This is a genomic window from Streptomyces venezuelae, assembly GCF_008642335.1.
Classification (GTDB): domain Bacteria; phylum Actinomycetota; class Actinomycetes; order Streptomycetales; family Streptomycetaceae; genus Streptomyces; species Streptomyces venezuelae_F.
The window spans coordinates 3,569,119-3,590,618 of sequence record NZ_CP029191.1 but is presented as its reverse complement, the minus strand read 5'-3'; the positions used below and the strand labels follow the sequence as shown (position 1 = coordinate 3,590,618).

General features: G+C 72.1%; 20 protein-coding genes. 7 read left to right on the top strand and 13 right to left on the bottom strand.

Features of this window, described 5'->3' with window-relative positions:
• Positions 1-16: 16 nt before the first annotated feature.
• A complete protein-coding gene (locus tag DEJ49_RS15990) occupies positions 17-772 on the bottom strand; it encodes a metallophosphoesterase family protein (protein ID WP_150184749.1) in 756 nt (251 codons plus the stop codon).
• Positions 773-903: 131 nt separating this feature from the next.
• Here DEJ49_RS15990 and DEJ49_RS15985 point away from each other — a divergent pair, with 131 nt between their 5' ends.
• Positions 904-2,547 (top strand): DNA repair helicase XPB, encoded by a 1,644-nt coding sequence (locus DEJ49_RS15985; protein ID WP_150184748.1) that lies wholly within the window; start codon positions 904-906, stop codon positions 2,545-2,547.
• On the opposite strand, the gene DEJ49_RS15980 is transcribed toward DEJ49_RS15985, so the two are convergent.
• Positions 2,475-3,623, bottom strand: coding sequence for a glycosyltransferase 87 family protein (locus tag DEJ49_RS15980; protein WP_223833188.1), 1,149 nt, complete (start codon positions 3,621-3,623; stop codon positions 2,475-2,477). The two genes, DEJ49_RS15985 and DEJ49_RS15980, sit on opposite strands and share 73 nt — an antisense overlap.
• Positions 3,624-3,741: 118 nt before the next feature.
• Complete coding sequence (locus DEJ49_RS15975; protein ID WP_150184747.1) at positions 3,742-3,930, bottom strand: hypothetical protein; 189 nt, start codon at positions 3,928-3,930, stop codon at positions 3,742-3,744.
• Positions 3,931-4,129: 199 nt separating this feature from the next.
• Between DEJ49_RS15975 and DEJ49_RS15970 the strand changes: the two genes are divergently transcribed.
• Positions 4,130-5,209, top strand: coding sequence for an HAAS signaling domain-containing protein (locus tag DEJ49_RS15970; protein WP_150184746.1), 1,080 nt, complete (start codon positions 4,130-4,132; stop codon positions 5,207-5,209).
• A 12-nt stretch (positions 5,210-5,221) separates the two neighbouring features.
• Here the strand turns inward: DEJ49_RS15970 and DEJ49_RS15965 are convergent, their stop codons facing one another.
• Genes DEJ49_RS15965 through DEJ49_RS15950 form a run of 4 tightly spaced genes read right to left on the bottom strand, consistent with a single transcriptional unit; the run spans position 5,222 to position 9,158 of the window.
• Complete coding sequence (locus tag DEJ49_RS15965) at positions 5,222-6,202, bottom strand: ABC transporter substrate-binding protein (protein WP_150184745.1); 981 nt, start codon at positions 6,200-6,202, stop codon at positions 5,222-5,224.
• Positions 6,203-6,238: 36 nt separating this feature from the next.
• Entirely contained in the window at positions 6,239-7,060 is an 822-nt protein-coding gene (locus DEJ49_RS15960) for an ABC transporter ATP-binding protein (protein WP_150184744.1), read from the bottom strand.
• The gene (locus DEJ49_RS15955) at positions 7,057-8,127 is read right to left on the bottom strand and encodes a FecCD family ABC transporter permease (RefSeq protein ID WP_150184743.1); all 1,071 of its coding nucleotides are present in this window, start codon (positions 8,125-8,127) and stop codon (positions 7,057-7,059) included. The genes DEJ49_RS15960 and DEJ49_RS15955 overlap by 4 nt, the downstream gene beginning before the upstream one ends.
• The gene (locus DEJ49_RS15950; RefSeq protein ID WP_150184742.1) at positions 8,124-9,158 is read right to left on the bottom strand and encodes a FecCD family ABC transporter permease; all 1,035 of its coding nucleotides are present in this window, start codon (positions 9,156-9,158) and stop codon (positions 8,124-8,126) included. The genes DEJ49_RS15955 and DEJ49_RS15950 overlap by 4 nt, the downstream gene beginning before the upstream one ends.
• A gap of 83 nt (positions 9,159-9,241) precedes the next feature.
• Here DEJ49_RS15950 and DEJ49_RS15945 point away from each other — a divergent pair, with 83 nt between their 5' ends.
• Positions 9,242-9,871: an HAD family hydrolase gene (locus DEJ49_RS15945; RefSeq protein WP_150184741.1), complete on the top strand. Its 630-nt coding sequence runs from the start codon at positions 9,242-9,244 to the stop codon at positions 9,869-9,871.
• Positions 9,872-9,898: 27 nt separating this feature from the next.
• Here DEJ49_RS15945 and DEJ49_RS15940 read toward each other — a convergent pair whose 3' ends face one another.
• Entirely contained in the window at positions 9,899-10,150 is a 252-nt protein-coding gene (locus DEJ49_RS15940; RefSeq protein WP_150184740.1) for a hypothetical protein, read from the bottom strand.
• Between the two features lie 194 nt (positions 10,151-10,344).
• Here DEJ49_RS15940 and DEJ49_RS36870 point away from each other — a divergent pair, with 194 nt between their 5' ends.
• Positions 10,345-10,728 (top strand): cold-shock protein, encoded by a 384-nt coding sequence (locus DEJ49_RS36870; RefSeq protein WP_076685560.1) that lies wholly within the window; start codon positions 10,345-10,347, stop codon positions 10,726-10,728.
• Between the two features lie 43 nt (positions 10,729-10,771).
• Here DEJ49_RS36870 and DEJ49_RS15930 read toward each other — a convergent pair whose 3' ends face one another.
• The 4 genes from DEJ49_RS15930 to DEJ49_RS15915 form a co-directional block, all read right to left on the bottom strand.
• Positions 10,772-11,671 (bottom strand): 1,4-dihydroxy-6-naphthoate synthase, encoded by a 900-nt coding sequence (locus tag DEJ49_RS15930; RefSeq protein ID WP_150184739.1) that lies wholly within the window; start codon positions 11,669-11,671, stop codon positions 10,772-10,774.
• On the bottom strand, positions 11,661-12,320 hold the full coding sequence (locus DEJ49_RS15925) for a futalosine hydrolase (RefSeq protein ID WP_150184738.1): 660 nt from the start codon (positions 12,318-12,320) through the stop codon (positions 11,661-11,663). The genes DEJ49_RS15930 and DEJ49_RS15925 overlap by 11 nt, the downstream gene beginning before the upstream one ends.
• Before the next feature lie 37 nt (positions 12,321-12,357).
• Positions 12,358-12,867, bottom strand: a complete 510-nt coding sequence (locus DEJ49_RS15920; protein ID WP_150184737.1) for a DUF2771 domain-containing protein — start codon at positions 12,865-12,867, stop codon at positions 12,358-12,360.
• 76 nt (positions 12,868-12,943) lie between these two features.
• The gene (locus DEJ49_RS15915) at positions 12,944-14,341 is read right to left on the bottom strand and encodes an MFS transporter (protein WP_150188268.1); all 1,398 of its coding nucleotides are present in this window, start codon (positions 14,339-14,341) and stop codon (positions 12,944-12,946) included.
• Positions 14,342-15,036: 695 nt separating this feature from the next.
• On the opposite strand from DEJ49_RS15915, the gene DEJ49_RS15905 reads away from it, so the two are divergent.
• Positions 15,037-15,975 carry a DUF3027 domain-containing protein gene (locus tag DEJ49_RS15905; RefSeq protein ID WP_150184736.1) on the top strand — a complete coding sequence of 313 codons (939 nt, stop codon included), beginning with the start codon at positions 15,037-15,039 and terminating at the stop codon, positions 15,973-15,975.
• A gap of 23 nt (positions 15,976-15,998) precedes the next feature.
• Here DEJ49_RS15905 and DEJ49_RS15900 read toward each other — a convergent pair whose 3' ends face one another.
• Positions 15,999-16,475 (bottom strand): hypothetical protein, encoded by a 477-nt coding sequence (locus DEJ49_RS15900; RefSeq protein WP_150184735.1) that lies wholly within the window; start codon positions 16,473-16,475, stop codon positions 15,999-16,001.
• A gap of 161 nt (positions 16,476-16,636) precedes the next feature.
• Here DEJ49_RS15900 and DEJ49_RS15895 point away from each other — a divergent pair, with 161 nt between their 5' ends.
• Positions 16,637-19,843, top strand: coding sequence for a sacsin N-terminal ATP-binding-like domain-containing protein (locus DEJ49_RS15895; RefSeq protein ID WP_150184734.1), 3,207 nt, complete (start codon positions 16,637-16,639; stop codon positions 19,841-19,843).
• 412 nt (positions 19,844-20,255) lie between these two features.
• Positions 20,256-21,074, top strand: a complete 819-nt coding sequence (locus DEJ49_RS15890) for a hypothetical protein (protein WP_150184733.1) — start codon at positions 20,256-20,258, stop codon at positions 21,072-21,074.
• The last annotated feature ends 426 nt before the right edge of the window (positions 21,075-21,500 follow it).

Sequence of the window (21,500 nt, the reverse complement as noted above, 5' to 3'; positions counted from 1 at the left end):
CCTGCCCCCACGCGTCCTACCCCCGCCGTCCGTCCAGCGGTCCGAACACCGCGAGCGCCTCCGCGTCGCTGTCGCGGGCCTGCAGGTAGTGGTCCGCCCACTCCGCGATGCCGGGGTAGGCGCACTCGCGGGTCAGGCGGGTGACGGCCGCGTCGATGTCGTACGGGGTCGTGCGCAGGTCGATGCCGGGGCCCAGGAGCGCCCAGTGGGCGCCCGCGCGGCCGTAGGGCATGCCGACGCTGCCGGGGTTGACGACCGTGCGGCCGTGGGCGAGGCGGACGAACGGCATGTGGGTGTGGCCGCACACCACCGTGCGCACGGCGGGGTCGACGCCGTCGAGGACCTCCGCCCACCGTTCGGGGCGGGAGTCGACGAGGACGATCTCCTCGTCGTCGCGGGGCGTGGCGTGGCAGAACAGGACGTCGCCGAGGCCGGCGAGGGTGAGGCGCGCCGACTTCGGGAGCCGCGCGAGGAGGTCGAGGTGGTCCGCGCGGAGCTGGTCGGCCGCCCAGGGGCCGATGGGGTCGGGGATGGTGTCGCGGTCGCCGCGGCGGTATTCGAGCAGCTCGCGGTCGGCGTTGCCGCTGATGAGGACGGCGCGGTCGCCGAGCCCCGCGAGCAGGTCGAGGACTTCGGCGGGCTGTGGTCCCGCCGTGATGTCACCGGTCAGCACCACCCGGTCCGCCGCCCGCACCTCGGGTTCCGCGAGGACGGCTTCGAGGGCGGGCAGGACGCCATGGATGTCGGAGAGGACGGCCACTCGGGTCAGCATGATCACCAATATGGGGCGGCGGCCGCGTCCCGGTACAGCCGCTTTCGCTCCCCGCGTACCGCCCGCGCGCTCCCCGCGTACCGCCGCCGGTGCGGCACACTGGACGTTTGGCCTACGGAAAGGGCGCTCGCGTGAACGGTCCCCTCATCGTCCAGTCGGACAAGACTCTCCTGCTCGAGGTCGACCACGAGCAGGCGGAGGCCTGCCGTCGTGCCATCGCGCCGTTCGCGGAGCTGGAGCGCGCGCCCGAGCACATCCACACCTACCGGGTCACCCCGCTCGGGCTGTGGAACGCGCGGGCCGCCGGGCACGACGCGGAGCAGGTCGTCGACGCGCTCGTGGAGTTCTCGCGGTACCCCGTGCCGCACGCGCTGCTCGTCGACGTCGCCGAGACGATGGCGCGGTACGGACGCCTCACGCTCTCCAAGCACCCCACCCACGGTCTCGTCCTCACCACCACCGACCGGCCGGTCCTGGAGGAGATCCTGCGGTCGAAGAAGGTCCAGCCGCTCGTCGGCGCCCGTCTCGACCCGGACACCGTCGCCGTGCACCCCTCCGAGCGCGGCCAGATCAAGCAGACGCTGCTGAAGCTGGGCTGGCCCGCCGAGGACCTCGCCGGTTACGTCGACGGCGAGGCGCACAAGATCGACCTGGACGAGGCGGGCTGGTCGCTCCGCCCCTACCAGCAGCAGGCCGTCGAGGGCTTCTGGCACGGCGGCAGCGGTGTCGTCGTCCTGCCCTGCGGTGCGGGGAAGACCCTCGTCGGTGCCGGGGCCATGGCGCAGGCCAAGGCCACCACGCTCATCCTCGTCACCAACACGGTCTCCGCCCGCCAGTGGAAGCACGAACTGGTGAAGCGGACCTCCCTGACGGAGGACGAGATCGGCGAGTACAGCGGGACGCGCAAGGAGATCCGGCCCGTCACGATCGCCACGTACCAGGTGCTCACGACGAAGCGGAAGGGCATCTACCCGCACCTCGAACTCTTCGACTCGCGCGACTGGGGCCTCGTCATCTACGACGAGGTGCACCTGCTGCCCGCGCCGGTCTTCAAGTTCACCGCCGACCTCCAGGCACGGCGCCGTCTCGGGCTGACCGCGACCCTCGTGCGCGAGGACGGGCGCGAGTCCGACGTGTTCTCGCTCATCGGGCCCAAGCGGTTCGACGCGCCGTGGAAGGAGATCGAGGCGCAGGGCTACATCGCGCCCGCCGACTGCGTCGAGGTGCGCGTCAACCTCACCGACAGCGAGCGGCTCGCGTACGCCACGGCGGAGGCCGAGGAGAAGTACCGCTTCTGCGCCACCACCGCCACCAAGCGCAAGGTGACGGAGGCGCTGGTCAAGAAGCACGCGGGCGAGCAGACGCTCGTCATCGGGCAGTACATCGACCAGCTCGACGAGCTCGGCGAACACCTCGACGCGCCCGTCATCAAGGGCGAGACGACCAACGCGCAGCGCGAGAAGCTCTTCGACGCGTTCCGCGAGGGCGAGATCTCCGTCCTCGTCGTCTCCAAGGTCGCCAACTTCTCCATCGACCTGCCCGAGGCGACCGTCGCCATCCAGGTGTCCGGCACGTTCGGGTCGCGGCAGGAGGAGGCGCAGCGGCTCGGGCGCGTGCTGCGGCCCAAGGCCGATGGGCACGAGGCGCGCTTCTACTCCGTCGTCGCGCGCGACACCATCGACCAGGACTTCGCCGCCCACCGTCAGCGGTTCCTCGCCGAGCAGGGGTACGCGTACCGCATCGTGGACGCGGACGAGCTGCTGGCCGGGGGCTGAGGGACACACGGATCCGTGCGTCCGAGCACCGGCCAGACCGCCAGTGCGAGCAGTGCGTACGGGGACGCCAACACCTGCTGCCACCACGGCAGGTGGAGGTCCAGGGCGCCCTCGTGCGGGAGCAGCCAGAACGTACGGGCCGTGAAGAGGGCCGCCACCGTCGCCGCCAGGCGCGGGCGGCCCCGCGCGATCAGGACGGCCAGGAGCGGTACGCACCACACCCAGTGGTGCGACCAGCTGATCGGGGAGACCAGCAGCGCCGTGCACGCGGCCAGGAGCAGCGCGCGCGGTTCGTCGGGCGCGCGGCGGACCAGCCAGAGGCCGACGACGGCCGTCACCGCCGCCGGGACGGCCCAGGCCGCGCCCGGCTCCGCGTCGTGCAGGAGCCGCGCGATCAGGCCCTGCAGCGACTGGTTGTCGACGATCCACGCCTTGCCGACCCGGCCTGTCTCGAAGACCCGCCGCGTCCAGAAGTCGACACTCGCCGCGGGGAGCACCAGCGCGCCGAGCAGCACGGTGCCGACGAACCCGGCGCACGCGACGGCCGCCTCGCGCACGCGCCCCCGCAGCAGCAGGTAGATGACGAACACGGCGGGCGTCAGCTTGATCCCGGCCGCGACACCGACCGCGAACCCCTTGCCGACGGCGCCCGGCGGCCGGGTCAGGTCCCACAGGACCAGGCAGGCGAGCGCGAGGTTGATCTGGCCGAACAGGACGGTCTGGAAGACGGGTTCGAGCCACAGGGCGAGGGCGGTCGCGGCGCAGAGGACCGGCGCGCGGACGCGGAGGCCGGCCAGCTCGCAGGAGAGGCGGACCAGGAGGAGAAGGAGGGCGACGTTGCCGATCAGGAAGACGGTCTTCAGGGCGCCCAGGGGGAGCCAGGTCGTCGGTACGAAGAGGATCGCGGCGAACGGCGGGTAGGTGGCGGGCAGTTCCCACTCGGTGACGGTGAACCCGTACAGGTCGCTGCCGTTGGCGACGGCGGCGCCCTCGGCACGGTAGACCAGGGTGTCGGCCATCGGGACGTGCTGGACGGCGCAGAGAGCGGCGAGAGCGGTCAGGGAGACCGCGAGCAGCGCGCAGGCTGCGGGGAGTGAACGAGTCGTCACGATCCGTGCTTTCACGGCGTGACTTTAGTGGACCGAGATCGGTGGGCGGCGGAGAACGGGCGGGCGTGCCCCGGCCGTCGGGACGTCAGCGGGGTCGTACGCCCGCTTCCTCGGCGAACTCGCCGAGTACGACGACGCCGAACGCGGCGCTCACGAGGACCTTGGCGGCGCGCAGGGCACCGCCGATGCCGCGCGGGTGCGGGGCGCCGTGCGGCACGGCGCCGGGGTCGGCGGACGACTGGGCGGACGCGGGGGTGAAGGTGGTTGCGCTCATGTGTCCATGATGGTTTCCGCGCGTCCCCCGCACATCGGCCTGCGGTGCAACCCGCCCCTCGGCCTGGGGTGCAACCTGTGGCGGAGCCCCTACACCTTGAGACGGAGGCCGACCCCTAGGGTCTCCGGAGAAGGTACCGTCGAGAGCGCTGGGTGGTACAACAGCGGCGCGTCAAAGCAGCCGCCCCGGAGGGGACTTCGTGGGGATCGAGAGCGATCAGCTGGTCTACGACTATCTGAGCCGGGTCGGAGACCTGGCCCAGCAGCGGCAGTTGCCGTCCGGCGACCGGATGCGGCTGGTCGCCGACCTGCGGAATCGGATCGACCGGGGCAGGGAAGGGGCCACCGGCGACAGCCCCGCGTCCGTCCGCCGCATCCTCGCCCGCCTCGGCACCCCGGAAGAGGTCGTGGAGGCGGCGGGCGGCGCCTCCGGGGACGTACAGAGCGACGTACCGGGACACACGCCGGGCCGGGCCCCCGAGGCCGCGCCCGGCGACGCACCGGCGAAACCGCGCGCCCTCCGCGTACCGAAGCCCCGCCGCACCACGAAGAGGACCCCGGAGGCTCCGGCCGCCCCCGAGCCCCCCGACGCGTCGCGGATCCCCGACCCACGCCGCCCGCCCGACCTCTTCGAGGGCGCCGCGCCACCCCACCTCGCGGGCATCGACGAACTGGGGCCCAGCGACGCGCAGCCCGACTGGTGGCGCGTGGACAGCAGCCCGTTCGGGCACGCCGACAGCGTCCCCGGCTTCGTCGGTGGCATCGAGATCCCCGAACTCCTCAAGCCCCCGGCCAAGGCGGGCGCCAAGAAGGCGCGCGAGGCCGAGGAGGAGGCAGAGGAGGAGGAAGAGGGCGCGGAGGAGGCCGCGTACGAGGAAGCCGTCGAGGAGCCGGGCCGGCGCCGGTGGCGGCTGCCGCGGGCCGCCGTCGGCACGGGGCCGACGTTCAGCAACCCGCTGCTCCTGCTCGCCGCCGCGCTCCTCGCCGTCGGCGCGGTCCTCGGCAACCTCGTGGTCCTCGGCGTCGGCTGGCTCATCGCCTACGCCTCCCGCAGGCTCACCCGCGCCGAGGTGAAGTTCGCCGTGATCGGGCTGCCGACCCTCGCGGTGGCCGCGGGGATCACCTGGTTGTGGGGGCGCGGCGACGGGCGCTGGGGCGACCCGATCAGGGACGGGCACATGAGCGACGCCATCGCCGACACCTGGCCGTGGGTGGTGCGGGGGGCGGCCGTCGCCTCCGCGCTGTTCCTGCTGTGGAGGTCGCAGCGGCAACGGCCCTGAGCGGACGGGTCCCTACTTCTCCGTGAGGTCGGCCTGCATCTCGGCCAGGATCCGGTCCGCCGCGGTGTAGCCGATGCCCTGGATCCACAGCTCGTCGTCGACGGTGTGGACGTTGCCGGACTTCACCGCCCTCATGTTCTTCCACAGGCCGCTGCCCACGGTCTGCGTCTCCTTGGACTTCTTCGGATCGCCGTACGTGGAGCGGAAGATGACGTCCGTGTCCGCGAGGTCGATCTTCTCGGGGGAGAGGTCGTAGGAGAAGCCGTCCTTGGCCTTCGCGGAGATCGGGGCGCGGCCGAGGCCGACGTCCTTGAGGAGGGTGGCGATGTAGCTCCGGTCGCCGTAGAGGCGGATGTCGGCGCCCTCGATGAAGCGCAGGACGTTGACCTTCGTCTGCTCGGCCTTGGCGGGGCCGCCGATGGCCTTGGTGACCTTCCGCGTGTGGGCGCGGTAGTCGGCGACGACCTTCTTCGCCTCGGCCCGCCTGCCGAGTGCGTCGGCGTGCACCTGGAAGTTCTCCTTCCAGGGGTAGCCGGTCGTCTCCGTCATGACGGTCGGCGCGATCGCCTTGAGCTGGTCGTACTTGGCGGCGTGCCGGATCTTCGACGTCAGGATGAGGTCGGGCTTCAGGGCGGCGATGGCCTCCATGTTGGGCGTCATCATCTCGCCGACGTCCTTGATGCCGCTGACCTCGTCCTTCGGCAGGTAACCGGGGAACCCGGACGACGCCTCGACGTGTGTGGAGCCGACCGGTTTCACGCCGAGGGTGATCGCGGAGTCCAGTTCGGCGGTGTCGAGGACGACGACGCGGCGCGGGTCCACGGGCACGTTCACGTCGCCCATGGCCGTCTTGACGGTGTGGGTCTCGCCGGAGCCCGCCGCGGTGCCGTCGGAGTCGGACGAGCCGCAGGCGGCCAGCGCGAGCGCGCCGGTGAGGGCGAGGGAGCCGGTGCGGAGCGCGCGGCGGCGGAGGGGGGAGCGGAGACGGGGCATGGTGGGGACGCCTTTCATGGGGTCAGGCGGGAGGGGTCAGGCGGGATGGGAGGGGAGGGCTGCGGTCGCCGTCCACGGCGCCCCGGGGACGACCAGCGGGGAGCCGGTCACGGGGTCGGGGACCACCACGCACTCCAGGCCGAAGACCTCGCGCACGAGCTCTTCGGTGACGGTCTTGCCGGGCGCGCCCTCCGCGACGACCTCGCCGTCCTTCATGGCGACGAGGTGGTCGGCGTAGCGCGCGGCCTGGTTCAGGTCGTGCAGGACGACCACGACCGTGCGGCCGCGTTCGTGGTTCAACTGGCGTACCAGGTCGAGGACTTCGACCTGGTGGGAGATGTCGAGGTAGGTGGTCGGCTCGTCGAGGAGGAGCAGGCCGGTGTCCTGGGCGAGGGCCATCGCGATCCACACGCGCTGGCGCTGGCCGCCCGACAGCTCGTCGACGGGCCGCTCGGCGAGCGGGACGACGTCGGTGCGTTCCATCGCCTCCGTCACCGCCTTCTCGTCCGCGTCCGACCACTGCTGCCACCAGCGCTGGTGCGGCTGGCGGCCGCGCGCCACGAGGTCGGCGACGGTGATCGCCTCGGGTGCGACGGGTGTCTGCGGGAGCAGCCCGATCTGCTGGGCGATCTTCTTGGTGGGGAGCGTGGCGAGGGACGCGCCGTCGAGGAGGACGGCGCCGCTCCGCGGCTTGAGAAGCCGGCCGAGGGCCCGCAGGGTCGTGGACTTGCCGCAGGCGTTGGGGCCGACGATCACGGTGACCTTTCCGTCGGGGACGGTGAGGTCGAGGTTCTCGACGACCGTGCGGTCCTCGTAGGCGAGGGTCAGTTCGCGGGCCGTCAGTCGGGCGGCGGTCACGGCGTGCCTCCAGGGCGGACGGTTCGGCTGCGGACGATGAGCCAGATCAGACAGGGCGCTCCGACGGCCGCGGTGAGGACGCCGACGGGCAGCTCGGTGGGGGAGAAGAGCCGCCGGGCGAGGAGGTCGGCGAGGACGACGATGAGGGCGCCGAGCAGCGCCGAGCACAGCAGGGGGAGCTGCGCGGTGCGGGTCAGCCTGCGGGCGGTCTGCGGGGCGAGGAGCGCCACGAAGTCCACGGGGCCCGCGGCGCCGGTCGCCACCGAGGCGAGGACGACGCCGAGGAGGACGAGCCCGAGGCGTACGTGGCCGAGGCGCGTCCCGAGGGCCGTCGTCGTGTCGTCGTCCAGGCCGACCGCGCGCTGGGCGCGGGCCGCCCACAGGACGAAGGGCAGCAGGACGAGCAGGGTCAGGGCGAGCGGGTTCGCCTCGGCCCAGCCGCGGCCGTTGAGGGAGCCCGTCATCCAGATCTGCGCCTGCTGGGCGACGAGGTAGTCGCCCTTGGTCATGAACAGCGTCGTCACGGAGCGCAGGGCGACGGCGAAGCCGATGCCGATGAGGACGAAGCGGGCGGCGTGCAGTCCGCCGCGCCACGCGAAGACGTACACGAGGGCGGCCGCGGTGATCCCGCCGAGCACGGACAGGTAGGGCAGGACGGTGTACGAGGTGACGCCGAGGGTCAGCGCGCCGACGGTCAGCGCGCTCGCGCCGTGGCTGATGCCGATGATGTCGGGGCTGGCGAGGGGGTTGCGGGCGACGGTCTGGATGAGCGCGCCCGCCACCCCGAACGCGGCGCCGACCAACAGGCCCACCACCATGCGGGGTTCGCGGAGCGTGCCGACGACCAGCTCGTCGGGGGAGGGCTGCCCGAGGACGACCTTCAGGGCCTCGACGGGGTGGACGAAGGACTCTCCGACACAGAGGTACGCGAGACAGCCCGCCGCGAGCAGCACGGTGAGCACGGCCCCGACCGCGGTGGCCCTCCGATGCACGAGGAAGGCGGCGCGGCGCACCCGCAGCACCGCGTACCCGGCGGGCCGGACCCGGGCCGACGCGACCGTACTCACGCGGCCACCGCCTTCCTGCGGACGAGCGTCACGAGGAACGGCACCCCGATGAGCGCGGTCATCACCCCGGCGGGCACCTCGCTCGGCGGGAAGACGATGCGCCCGACGGTGTCGGAGACCAGCAGCATCACGGGCCCGATGAGGGCGGCGAGCGGCAGCACCCAGCGGTGGTCGCCGCCGATGAGCGCGCGGGCGATGTGCGGGACGGCGAGGCCGATGAACGCGAGGGGGCCCGCGGCGGCCACGCCCGCGGCGGTGAGGACGGTCGCGCCGAGCCCGCCGACGATCCGTACCGCGGCGACGTTCTGGCCGATGCCCTTCGCGACGTCCTCGCCCAGCGCGAGCGCGTCCAGGCCGCGGGCGACCGCGAGGACGAGCAGGAGACCCACGAGCAGGAACGGCCAGATCCGGCCGACGATGTCGGCGTCGCGGCCGGAGAGCGAGCCGACCTGCCAGAACCGGAACTCGTCGAGCGCGGACGCCTTGGTGGTGAGGACGCCGGTGGTGACGGAGACGAGCAGTGCGTTGACGGCGGCGCCGCCGAGCGCGAGTTTCACGGGCGTCGCGCCGCCCCGGCCGCCGGACGCGATGGCGTGGACGGCGACGGACGCGAGCCCGGCGCCCACGAACGCCCACCAGACGTAGCCGGTGAGGGTGTGCACTCCGGCGTAGGCGATGGCGAGGACCACGGCGACGGAGGCGCCCTGGCTGATGCCGAGGATGCCGGGGTCGGCGATGGGGTTGCGGGTGATGCCCTGCAGGACGGTGCCGGCCAGCGCGAGGGAGGCGCCGACGAGCACGCCGGTCACGGTGCGGGGGACCCGCATCTCGCGTATGACCTCGGCGGCGTCGCCGTGCCCGCCGTGCAGCAGCGCGTCGAAGACGGCGGACGGCGCGATGGCGCGGGCCCCGACGGCGAGGCTGAGCAGGATGGCGAGGAGCAGGGCCACGACGGCCGCCGTGAGGACGGTGACGCGTCGGACGGGCACAGACAGTCGGACAGGCGCAGGCGGTTGGCCGGGCACAGACATCGGCTGGGCTCGTTTCACCGGGAGGTAAGGGTGGGCTAAGTGTAGGGGCGGGCCGGGTCGCCGCCCTCGGCACAATGGGGCGCATGACTGCACACACCCTGACCGTCGGCTTCGACCTCGACATGACCCTGATCGACTCCCGGCCCGGCATCAAGGCCGCCTATCAGGCGCTCACCGCGAGGACGGGGACGTACATCGACGCCGACCTGGCGGTCACGCGGCTCGGCCCGCCGCTGGAGCAGGAGCTGCGGAACTGGTTCCCCGAGGAGGAGATCGCGGAGACGGCCGACCTCTACCGCGAGATCTACACCACACACGCCATCGAGCCGACCCTCGCGATGGCGGGCGCCCGTGAGGCCATCGCCGCGGTGCACGCGCACGGCGGCCGCGCGATCGTGGTGACCGCCAAGCACGAGCCCAACGCGAAGCTGCACCTGGCGCACCTCGGCATCGACGCCGACGCGGTCATCGGCTGGCTGTGGGCGGAGGCGAAGGCCGAGGCGCTGCGCGAGCACGGCGCGACGGTGTACGTCGGGGACCACACCGGCGATGTACGCGGCGCGCGTACGGCGGGCGCGCTCTCCGTGGCGGTGGCGACCGGACCGTGCGACGCAGCGGAACTGCGCGCGGCGGGCGCCGACGTCGTCCTCGGCGGCCTCGCGGAGTTCCCGGCGTGGCTCGATGCGCAGGTGGCGGGGAACGCCGTCGGCTAGCGCGGGACGAGCCGGTGCCGGGCGACGTCAGCCGGTGCCGGACCTGGCCTGCCGACGCTGGAAGGCGATGCCACGCAGCACCCCGGCCCCGGCGATGAGGAAGCCGATGCCCATCAGCATGCACACCGCGTACGCGATGGACGGAAAGGGATCGGTGCCCAGGAACAGCGGGGCCACCGTGACCAGTGTGGCCACGGCTCCGACGAAGAAGACGATTGCTCCGGTCCGGACCATTCCGTCGCCCGGCCCGGTGGAATTCGCTTGGGTTTTGTCACGCACCCGACCAGGGTAGTTCCCAGCCCGAAGGAAGAATCCAGGGACGTCTTGTCACCGGCCCACGGACCAATAGTCTTGGTTCCTGGCGGGTCGGGCGACCCGCTGTAGTGCTATCCAGAGCCGTTTTCGCCCCGTCGTTCCCAGGCGGGCGGGCCCGGCACAGACGAGTACGACGAGTACGAGGACGAGGACTTCACGTGCCTACCGGCAAGGTCAAGTGGTTCAACAGCGAGAAGGGCTTCGGCTTTCTCTCCCGCGACGACGGCGGCGACGTCTTCGTGCATTCCTCAGTACTGCCCGCCGGCGTCGACACACTCAAGCCAGGCCAGCGCGTCGAATTCGGCGTGGTCGCGGGACAACGCGGTGACCAGGCCCTTTCCGTGGCGATTCTCGACCCCACGCCATCGGTCGCGGCCGCGCAGCGACGGAAACCCGATGAACTGGCGTCGATCGTCCAGGATTTGACGACCCTGCTCGAGAACATCACACCCATGCTGGAAAAGGGCCGCTACCCCGACAAGGCGTCCGGCGCGAAGATCGCGGGCCTGCTGCGGGCGGTGGCGGACCAGCTGGACGTGTAGAGCGGGGCAGCGCCCGTGTTCCCCGGCGGCGGCTCAAGATCCGCTAGGGAAACGACAGAGCGTCCGGGCCGAGGGGCGGCACGAGTCCCTCGGCCGCGGCGCGGGTCAGCAGCCCGCGGACCGCCGCGTAGCCGCTCTCGCCGAGGTCGGCGGTGAACTCGTTCACGTACAACCCGATGTGCTGGTCCGCCACGGCCGGGTCCATCTCCTGGGCGTGCTCCAGGACGTACGGGCGCGACGCCTCCGGGTCGTCCCACGCCATCCGCACCGAGGTGCGGGCCGCGTCGGCGAGGGCGCGCAGCCGCTCCGCGCCCAGCGACCGCTTCGCGATGATCGCGCCGAGCGGGATCGGCAGCCCCGTGGTGGACTCCCAGTGCTCGCCCATGTCGGCGAGGCAGTGCAGACCGTAGTTCTGGTACGTGAAGCGCGCCTCGTGGATGACCAGGCCCGCGTCGACCCTGCCGTCGCGCACCGCGGGCATGATCTGGTCGAAGGGCAGCACCACGATCTCGCCGACACCGCCGCCGGACAGCGTGTCCGCGGCCCAGAGGCGGAAGAGCAGATATGCCGTCGACTTCTCGCTCGGCACGGCGACGGTCCTGCCGGTCAGGTCGACGCCCGGCTCGCGCGTCAGGACGAGCGGCCCGCAGCCACGCCCGAGCGCGCCGCCGCAGGGCAGCAGCGCGTACGCGTCGAGGACGTACGGGAGCACGGCGTACGACACCTTCAGGACGTCCAGGTCGGACGTCTCGGAGGCGGACGCGGCGCGCTCCGCGATGCCGTTCGTGATGTCGATGTCGGCGAACGTGACGTCGAGGGCGGGCGCGCCGGGCACCCGGCCGTGCGCCCACGCGTCGAAGACGAACGTGTCGTTGGGGCAGGGCGAGTACGCGATGCGCAGGGGGGCGGCGGGGGTCTCGGCGCCGGCGGGGCTATCGGTCATGTGTGGTGCAACTCCTCAGTACCGGCGCGAACTTCCCGAACGCGTCGCTCAGCGCGGACAGCGCGTCGCCGATCCGCCAGGCGGCGCGGTCGCGCGGGCCGACGGGATTGGAGACGGCGCGGATCTCGAGGACGGGCAGGCCGTGCAGTACGGCGGCCTCGGCGACGCCGAACCCCTCCATCGCCTCGGCCAGCGCGCGGGGGTGCCGCAGCCGCAGGGCGGCGGCGCGCTCGGCGGAGCCGGTCACGGTGGAGACGGTGAGGACGGTGCCGGTCGCGGCACCGGAGACGTCGGCCAGCTCCCGTACGAGGGAGGCCGGCGGACGGTGGGTGACGGCGCCGAAGCCCAGCTCGGTGACGGGCGCGAACCCTTCCGGGGTCTCGGCGCCCAGGTCGGCGACGGTGATCTCGTCGGCGACGACGAGGGAGCCGACGGGGGCGTCCGGCTGGAAGCCGCCGCCGATGCCGGCCGACACGACGAGGGTGTAGGGCCGCCCCTCGGCGGCGGCGCGGGCGAGCGCGGTCGCCGTGCCGGCCGCCGCGGCGGCGGGGCCGACGCCGACGGCGAGGACGTCGGCAGACGCCCCGGTCGCCGTCTCCGTCAGTGCTCCGGCCACCGCGTCCCGCTCGGCGGGGACGGCGGTGGCCACGAGGACGCGCGGGGCGGGCGCGGCGTGCGGGGTCAGGTCAGGAGTCCTTCTCGAACTTGAACGACCACAAGCCCGTCGCCTTGGACGCCGAGCCCTTGCCGCCCTCGAGGAGGCTGACGGTCGACTTCTTGCCGCCGCCGCCGTACTGCTGGTTGAAGAAGACGCTGCCCGGGATGACGACGTACGTCTTCTTGCTGGCCTCGGTCAGCGGCTGACCGTTCATCAGCAGCGTCCAGCCCTTCTCGGCCACCTCCGGGTCGACACCGAAGCGGACCTTCTCGTCCGGGTCGATCTTCACGGACTTCACGTCCTTGTCCTGGAGGCAGGACTTGATCTGTGCCTCCTCCAGCTCCTTGCCGTCGTTGTAGCAGGAGGCCTCGGTGTTCACCGAGTCGCTGCCGACGGTGACGGTGGCGAGCGGCGTCGGCTTGTCACAGGCCGAGAGGACGAGGAGTCCGGCGGAGACGGCGCCAAGAGCGGCCGCGGTGCGGCGGCGGCGCGCCGCGCTGTTCACATTCGCGGCTCCGCCGCGGAGCAGGGAGGTCATGGCCGAAGGCTATCGGGCGTGCCGGGGGGTGCTGTTACGCGGGGGGCATGGGCGTGCCGTTCGCGGTGGGGCGGGGTCAGAGGACCCGGGGGCGGGGGCCCGTTCGGCGGGACGATGCGAGCAGGCCTCGTACGGTCGACAGCCAGCCCACCGCGACGATCCCCGCGGCCACCGAGAGCCCCAGGGTTCCGATCAGCGGCAGCGCGATACCGATGCCGCCGCCGACCACCCAGGCCATCTGGAGCAACGTCTCGGAACGGGCGAACGCCGACGTGCGGATCTGCTCCGGGACGTCCCGCTGCAGCAGCGCGTCCAGCGACAGTTTGGAGAGCGCCTGCGCGAAGCCCGCGCACGCGCCGAGACACGCGACGCCCACCGCACCGAAGAACAGCGCGGACGTGATCGCCACGCCGAGCACCACCCCGACGACCGTCACGATGATCAGTTCCGGGGCCCGCGACTTCAGCCAGGCGCCGACGGCCGTGCCCAGCGCGTTGCCCGCGCCCGCCGACACGCCCACGATGCCGAGCGACACCGCCGCGCTCTGCCCCGCGAGCGGATGCTCCCGCAGCAGGAACGCCAGGAAGAAGATGAGGAAGCCGGACAGACAGCGCAGCGACGCGTTCGCGGCCAGGGCGTGGGTGACGGCGGGGCCGACCGTACGCAGGCCGAGGCGCCGTTTGCGGGACGTGTCGGACGCCGCCTCCGCGCGGGCGTGCAGATGCAGGTGCTCCTCGTCCGCGGCCAGCAGCGCCTTGCTCTCGCCCTTCGACGAGTCGACCTTGCGCGGCAGCGAGAACGACAGGAACATCCCCGAGACGAAGATCACGAACGCGCCGAACAGCGGCCATCGCGGCCCGACCGCCTGTAGCCCGGCCCCCATCGGCGCCGCGACGGCCGTGGCGAGCAGCCCACCGAGTGTCACCCGTGAATTCGCCTTGACCAGGGAGAACCCCGGCGGCAGAAGGCGTGGCACGACCGCGCTTCTCACCACCCCGTACGCCTTCGATGCGACCAGCACGCCCAGCGCCGCCGGGTACAGCTCCACGCTGCCCGACACGACCGCGCCCGAAAGGACCAGCGCGAGCAGTGCCCGCGCGAGCATCGCGCCCGCCATCGCGGCGCGGCGGCCGTGCGGCAGGCGGTCCAGGAGCGGGCCGATGACGGGGGCGAGGAGTGTGAACGGCGCCATCGTGATCGCCAGGTACAGCGCGACGCGGCCGCGGGCCTCGTCCGTCGGCACGGAGAAGAACACGGTCGAGGCGAGCGCGACGGTGATCATGACGTCGCCGGCGCCGTTCACGGCGTGCAGCTCGATCAGCTTGCCGAGGCCCGACTCGCCCGCTCCGTGGGCGTGCGTGGCCTTGCGGATGCCGCGGGCGGTGCCGGTGAAGGGGAAGTGGAGTGCGCGGCCGAGCGCGCGGGCGGTCCGTCTCGCCGGGCCCGGCGAGACGGTTTCTGTTCCTGCGGACATCGACCTGGTGGGGGCCACGTCGTCATAGTGCCCTGTTGTTGCCTGTACTAGTACGGATCCTGGCTGTGAGCCCGTGGCGCTCCCTCTCCGCCGCTCCGCGGCGGGGGGTAGGTGTTGCTCGCCCCGCACCGCCGGGTGGGAGTGCTTCGCCGCTCCGCGGCGGGTTTCCCACCCACCCACCCGTTTACCCCGCACCGATAGGCGAAGGCAGGGGCCCCGCCCGCCCACCCGTTTACCCCGCGCCGTTAGGCGAAGGCAGGGGCCCCGCCCGTCCACCCGTTTGCCTCGCGCCGTTGGGTGGGTGGGTGGGGGAAACGCCGCGGAGCGGCGACGGGGGAGGGATGTGGTGCCGGGTGCCGCGTGTCGGGTGCCGCCGTGCGGGGAGGCCCTGCCGGGGGTTTTGGGGGGTGTCGGTGGGGCGCCGGGCGGGGTATGGGCGTGGGGTGCGGAGGCGGCTCGGGGCCCGGTGGCGTACGTCGGTGTAGGCCCAGGGGCCAGGAGAAGGTAGCGTGCGTAGCGCGCCTGCAGCGGTTGTTCTTGGCCGCGCGCCTCTCGGTCATCCCGCAGAATGGATGACGTAGGTGCGCCCCGGAACGTCGGGCGCGGACGTTGACGCGGCCCTCTGGTCCGCTCCGTCCGCACCCCCGCGTGAAGGGGGCGCACTCGTGAGACGGCGTAGGAGAGAAGCGATACTTGTGAGCGCAGCGACAACGCGAAGCCGTACCCCGCGCACCCCGCGTACCCCCGACCGCCTCTGCGCCGAGGCGGTGGGCCTGGCACGTGCCGCGGCCGAGGAGGCCGCCGCGCCCGGTGTGGTCGGTGAGCATGTCGAGGTCGTCGTCGAGGGCGACCGCGTCGTCACGCACTTGTTCGAGTGCAAGGAATTCGGCTACCGGGGCTGGCGCTGGGCCGTGACCGTGGCCCGCGCCTCGCGGGCGAAGGTCGTCACCCTCGACGAGACCGTGCTGCTGCCGGGCCCCGACGCGCTCCTCGCCCCCGAGTGGGTGCCGTGGAGCGAGCGGCTCCGGCCCGGCGACATGGGTCCCGGCGACCTGCTGCCGACCGACGCGGAGGACCTGCGGCTCGAGCCCGGGTACTCCGGCGAGGAGGAGCCGCCGCCGAACTCCATCGTGTCGCAGGAGATGGCCGAGCTCGTCGAGGCGGAGGACGCCGAGGTGACGGCGGGGCCGCCCGCCGAGCTGCCCGTCCCGCCCGCCCGCGGCTCCATCGCCGCGGTCGCCGAGGAGCTCGGCATGCGCAGGGCGAGGGTCCTTTCGCGGTACGGGCTGCATGTCGCGGCGGACCGCTGGGACGAGGCGTACGGCGCGAAGACCCCGATGGCGCAGGCCGCGCCCGCGGCGTGCGTCAGCTGTGGGTTCCTCGTGCGGATCGGCGGCTCGCTCGGGCAGGCGTTCGGTATCTGCGGCAATGAGTTCGGGCCCGCCGACGGGCATGTCGTGTCGCTGTCGTACGGCTGCGGCGGCCACTCGGAGGCCGCGGTCATGCCGAAGCCGCCGCGTCCGGCGCCGCCCGTCCTCGACGAGACCCGTATCGACGTGCTGCCGCTGCGCCCCGGCGCCGACTCCGGCTCCGTCATGGCGGAGGGCCCCGGCGAGGATCTCGGCCACTCCTAGCGGGCGGAGAAGCCCGCCGCCCGCTAGTCCGTCACGAACGGCGCGTAACCCACCGGGACCTCGCTGACCTCCAGGTCGGAGAAGACCAGGGTCAGGTCGTGCGCGTTGGTCTCGATGCGCACCTCGTGGAAGTCGATCCCGATCTCCTTCGACCAGCGCTCGGCCGCCTTCGAGTCCCGGACCAGCGTCGCTCCCGGGTACATCGCGTGGCACTTCACGCCCCAGACGTACCCGCCGAGATCCGGGTCGGCGTTCTCGTGGTCCAGGAGACGGTCGTCCAGCGATCTCTGCCAGGTCTCGGGGAGTACGGACGTCTCGCAGCGGGCCTCGACGCAGTACTGGAAGAGGTGGCGCAGGTAGGCCGGGGGCACGCCGGTGCGGGGGTCGGCCGTCGCGTAGATGATGAGCTCGTAGTCGCGCATGTAGTTGGCGTAGCCGTGGTGCACGACGGCGTGGTCGAACGTCTCTTCCAGCTGCTGTTCGAGTTGAGCGGTGTCCATATCGCTTTCTATCTCACCTGATGGGCCCGTCGACAGCGGGTTTCGCCGGGGCCGTCCGCGCCCCGGTCCCCCTCCCCGGACGCGGTAGCGTTCGCCCGCAAGCACGTCGCCCAGCCCAGCCCGACCCGCAACACCCCTTCCCCCAGAGGAGACAGTCGACCGTGAGCAAGACCGTGCGGCCGGCGGCCGAGGGTACGGATCCCTTCGGCACCGCCCGCCTCCGCCGCGGAGTACTCGACGCATGGGCGGCGGCCCCGGCCCGTTTCCGTGAGGACGCCAACGCCGAGGAGGACCTCGCCCTCGGCGGCTACCGCGACCGCCTCGTCGTCGAGCTCGCGCAGAACGCCTCGGACGCCGCCGCCCGCGCGGGCGTCCCCGGGCGGCTCGCGTTGACGCTGCGCGGCGGGGTCCTCGCCGCGGCCAACAGCGGCGCCCCCCTCGACGCCACGGGCGTCGAGTCCCTCTCCACCCTCCGCGCCTCCGCGAAGCGGGCGCCCGAGGAGGCCGGCACCGCCGCCGGCTCCGTCGGCCGCTTCGGCGTCGGCTTCGCCGCCGTGCTCGCCGTCTCCGACGAGCCCGCCGTCGTCGGCCGCACCGGCGGCGTCCGCTGGTCGCTGTCCGAGGCGCGGGCGCTGGCCGCCGAGACCTCCCGGTTCAGCCCGGGGCTCGGGGACGAGGTGCGGCGCCGCGACGGCCACGTGCCGCTGCTCCGCCTCCCCTTCGCCGCCGAGGGCTCCGCCCCCGACGGCTACGACACCGTCGTCATCCTGCCGCTGCGCGACGCCGCCGCCGAGGACCTCGTGGCGCGCCTGCTCGACGGCGTCGACGACGCGCTGCTCCTCGCCCTGCCGGGGCTCGCGGAGGTCTGCGTCGAGACCCCGGACGGGACGACGCGCACACTGCGCCGCCGCACCGAGGCCCCGTACACCGTCATCGAGGACAGCCGCGACGGCACGACCCGCTGGCGCACCGTCAGCAGGCAGGGGCCGATCGAGGCCGGGCTCCTCAAGGACCGGCCCGTCGAGGAGCGGCTGCGCCCGCACTGGTCGGTGACATGGGCCGTGCCCACGGGTGCCGACGGCGCCCCGGAGCGGCCGGTCACCAGCCCCGTCGTGCACGCGCCGACGCCGAGCGACGAGCCGCTGGGCGTACCGGCGCTGCTCATCGCCTCGTTCCCGCTGGACACCGCGCGGCGGCACGCCGCTCCGGGGCCGCTCACCGACTTCCTGGTGGAGCGGGCCGCGGACGCGTACGTCGAACTGCTCGCCGACTGGCGGCCGGTCACCGAGGGCATCATCTCGCTCGTGCCGGGGCCGCTCGGCAGGAGCGAGCTGGACGGCGCGCTGCGCCAGGGCATCCTGGACCGGCTGCCCCGTGCCGCCTTCCTGCCCCCGGCCCTTCCCCGTGCGGAGGGCGACGAGGCCGAGCTGCCCGAGGCGCTGCGTCCGCGGGACGCCGAGGTCGTCGAGGGCGCCGGTGCCGAGACGGTCCGCGTCCTCGCCGAGGTGCTGCCGTGCCTGCTGCCCGCGGGTCTGGAGCGCCGCGCCGAACTGCGCACGCTGGGCGTGGCGCGGATCGCGCTGACGGAGGCGGTGGACCGGCTCGCGGGTCTGGAGCGGGAGCCCGGCTGGTGGCGGCGGCTGTACGACACGCTCGCCGGGGTCGACCCGGACCGGCTCTCGGGGCTTCCGGTGCCGCTGGCGGGCGGCCCGACGCCCGCGCAGCACGGGTACGAGGACGGCGCGGGGGACTCCGGCGGGCGTGCCGCGCGCACGACCATCGGGCCCCGTCAGGTGCTCCTTCCCACCCCTGTCGACGGCGGGCTCGGTGCTGACACGGACCCCGCCGTCCTCGCCCGGCTCGGCCTGAAGATCGCCCACCCGGACGCCGCTCACCCCTTGTTGGAGAAGCTGGGCGCGCTGCCCGCCACACCCCGCGCCGTCCTCACGACGCCGCAGGTCCGTGCCGCCGTGGCCGCCTCGCTCGACGACGACACGTGGGACGAGGAGGCGCTGGACGCCGAGGAGGTGGCGGACGTCGTGCTCGCGCTCGTACGGGACGCGAACCTCGCGCCCGGCGACGAGCCGTGGCTGGCCGCGCTCGCGCTGCCCGACGAGGACGGCGAGCTCGCCCCCGCCGGTGAACTCGTGCTGCCCGGCAGCGACTTCGCGCAGGTCATGCGCGACGACGAACTGGCGCTCGCCGACCAGGAGCTGGCCGACCGGTGGGGCGAGCAGCCGCTCGCCGCGTGCGGTGTGCTCGCCGGGTTCGCGCTCGTACGCGCCACGGACGTCGTCCTCGACCCCGATGAACTGGAGCCCCGCGACGGGGACTTCCCCGAGCCGGACGACGCGGGTCTGCTGGACGCCGTGGACGTGTGGTGCGAGGACGTCCTCGACCGGCTGCCCGACACGCCGGTGCCGCCCGTGGCGACCGAGATCGTCGCCGTGCGGGACCTCGACCTGGTCGACGACGACTGCTGGCCGCAGGCCCTGGCGATGCTGTCGCGTCCGCCGCTGCGGGACGCGCTGACGCAGCCGTTGCGGGTGCTGCTGCCGGACGGGACGACGGAGACGGTCCGTTCGTACACGGCGTGGTGGCTGCGCGGGCACCCGGTCCTCGGCGGCCGCAGGCCCGCCGGGCTGCGTGCGGAGGGCGGCGATCCGCTGCTCGTCGGGCTGTACGACGCGGCGGACGCGTCCGGGTTCGAGGACGAGCAGGTCCTTCGGGCGCTGGGTGTGCGGACGTCGGTGAGCGCCCTGCTGGCGGAGCCGGGCGGCGCGGCCGAGCTGCTCGACCGGCTCGCGGACCCGGAGCGGACCGTTTCGGCGGCTCAGCTCCACGCGCTGTACGGGGCGCTGGCCGACCTCGACCCGGAGCAGGTCACGCTCCCGGACGAGCTGCGTGCGGTGGTGGACGGTGAGGTCGTGGTGGTCGACGCGGCGGACGCGGTGGTCGCCGACGCGCCCGACCTGCTGCCGCTGGCGGGCGGGGTGCCGCTGCTTCCGGTGCAGCCGCGCCGGGCGGCGGACCTGGCGGAGCTGTTCCAGGTGCGGCGGCTCAGCGAGACGGCGGCCGTGGAGCCGTCGGGGGAGGGCGTCGAGCACGACGTTCCCGAGCCGGTGCGGATCCTGCTGGGCGACGGGACCCCGGAGACGTACGTCGAGTACGACGAGCTGGTCGCCGGGGGCGTGGAGCTGGACTGGCGCCGCACGCCGGACGGCGCGGTGCACGCGGCGACGCTTGAGGGCGTCGCGGCGGGCCTGGCCTGGGCGGCGGGCCAGTGGCCGCGCCGCTTCGAGGTGGCGGCCCTCCTGGAGGACCCGTCCCGCACGGAGGAACTGGCGCGGGACCGCTGGTTCGACTGAGCGCACGTCTTGCCACGTGCCGCACCATGTCTCCGTCTCTTCTGCAGGCCGGTCAACTGACTCAACCGACCATTTTTCCTCTCGGGGATGACTTGGTGCAGGCGGGCAGCGCGTGTCCGTGGCACGTCGGGTTCTCCTGCTTCGGCAAGGCCTGACCATCGTGGCGTGAAATAGACACCTGAGATGCCTGTCAGACTCCTGTGTGTACAATCCACGCGTTCGACGACAGTCTAGTTTTCCCCTTCAAGCCCGACCTGGCGGCGGGACCGAGTTGTTGATGCCAGTTGCAACTCCACGATCATTGCCTTATGGTCCATTCGGGGTTTCGGGAGATGACCACCCGAAATAAAGTTTCATAGGGGGGACAATGCGTTCAATGCGTCATGGGCGGAAGTCGATCATAGGTGCGGCAATGGCTTCCGTCGCACTTTTGGTGACGCTTACTCCGGCTATTGCGGACGACGGGCCGGCCGTTGACCCGGTAAAGAAAGCGCGTCTTGCTTCATTGCTGAAGGCTATCTCGGTGACGGGTAGTAATCTTGATGAGGAAAATGAAGCCGTAGTCAAGCGTCACTACAACCTTCTCGATGCCTTGCAGAAAGAATTTCCTGAGCAGGCGAAGGAGGTTTCCGATCCTCGTCAAATGCAAGTGCTGACTGAGGAAGCGGTGATCACCGAGGACGGCCAGGCCGTATCTCCTGTCACCGGTAAGCCGCTCAGTGCGGCTGAACTTGCGGCAATCGAGCCTCCTGCTGGGGCCCAGGAAAGTAATCCTGCCGAGGAGCAAGAAACGCCGGAAGAGACGGAGGTCGACCCCGACGCCCTTGCGGCGAGCAGAGCTAAAGAGCCGGCAAGCGGGGCTGGGATGTCAGCCGCTCGCGTCTCGGGCGGCAGGTGGAAGATGACACATATCACTTACACCCATCGAAGCTATTTCCATAACGTGATATTCAAGTATCACACGTATGCGAGATTCAATTACAAGGGCGGCAAGGTGCGTGCCTGGGGTCAGCGTTACGACGACTTTAGTCATGAACAGTCCGGGGTCGACACCGATTTGATGGTCACGAACGTTAAGTCGAAGGTTCCAGCTTCCTCCGCTACGTCTAAGATGAAGCGGAAAGTTTACTTGAAGGTTCCCGTGTACGGAGAGTACGCCACCGTCTATCCTTGGGCCAAGGTGAAGGTTTACGGAACCGGCAGGACGAAGATCGCTGGCTCTGGTGCCTAACACACGGGATTCCTGGTGAAGTCTCTAATATTGCAGGTAGTTGCGATTCTCGCAGTTTTCTATATCCTGCTGTTCGCTCTCGGGACTGGATTCGGTACGGTCGAACTGGGCATTTGGGGGATTGCTCAGGTAATTCTCATCGTCCTGGTTGTTCTGCGATACCGGCGCACTCGTAACGGGAACTCTTCCTGACCGAGTGATGTGCACGTCTTGTCACCCATCGTCAATGCCCTCTTTCGTATCAAGGAAGAGGGCATTGCTCAGTGGTGGAAGTTCCATCCATTGGGGGACGGCGGCTGCCAGGGACTTCGTGGCCGCCGCGAGATGCCTCCGTGTCAGTGGGGGGAATGTGGTATTCCGGAACGCGGTCATATTTTCTTCACATCGCGTACAACCAGCCACCCCTGTCGAGAGTCTGATCTTCCG

Excerpts from the sequence above, each read along its gene's own strand:
- DEJ49_RS15950 (WP_150184742.1), bottom strand. The coding sequence starts at position 9,158 with ATGTCTGTGCCCGGCCAACCGCCTGCGCCTGTCCGACTGTCTGTGCCC.
- DEJ49_RS15900 (WP_150184735.1), bottom strand. The coding sequence starts at position 16,475 with ATGGACACCGCTCAACTCGAACAGCAGCTGGAAGAGACGTTCGACCAC.
- DEJ49_RS15975 (WP_150184747.1), bottom strand. The coding sequence starts at position 3,930 with ATGAGCGCAACCACCTTCACCCCCGCGTCCGCCCAGTCGTCCGCCGAC.
- DEJ49_RS15945 (WP_150184741.1), top strand. The coding sequence starts at position 9,242 with ATGACTGCACACACCCTGACCGTCGGCTTCGACCTCGACATGACCCTG.
- DEJ49_RS15930 (WP_150184739.1), bottom strand. The coding sequence starts at position 11,671 with ATGACCGATAGCCCCGCCGGCGCCGAGACCCCCGCCGCCCCCCTGCGC.
- DEJ49_RS15990 (WP_150184749.1), bottom strand. The coding sequence starts at position 772 with ATGCTGACCCGAGTGGCCGTCCTCTCCGACATCCATGGCGTCCTGCCC.
- DEJ49_RS15965 (WP_150184745.1), bottom strand. The coding sequence starts at position 6,202 with ATGCCCCGTCTCCGCTCCCCCCTCCGCCGCCGCGCGCTCCGCACCGGC.
- DEJ49_RS15915 (WP_150188268.1), bottom strand. The coding sequence starts at position 14,341 with ATGTCCGCAGGAACAGAAACCGTCTCGCCGGGCCCGGCGAGACGGACC.
- DEJ49_RS15890 (WP_150184733.1), top strand. The coding sequence starts at position 20,256 with ATGGCTTCCGTCGCACTTTTGGTGACGCTTACTCCGGCTATTGCGGAC.
- DEJ49_RS15920 (WP_150184737.1), bottom strand. The coding sequence starts at position 12,867 with ATGACCTCCCTGCTCCGCGGCGGAGCCGCGAATGTGAACAGCGCGGCG.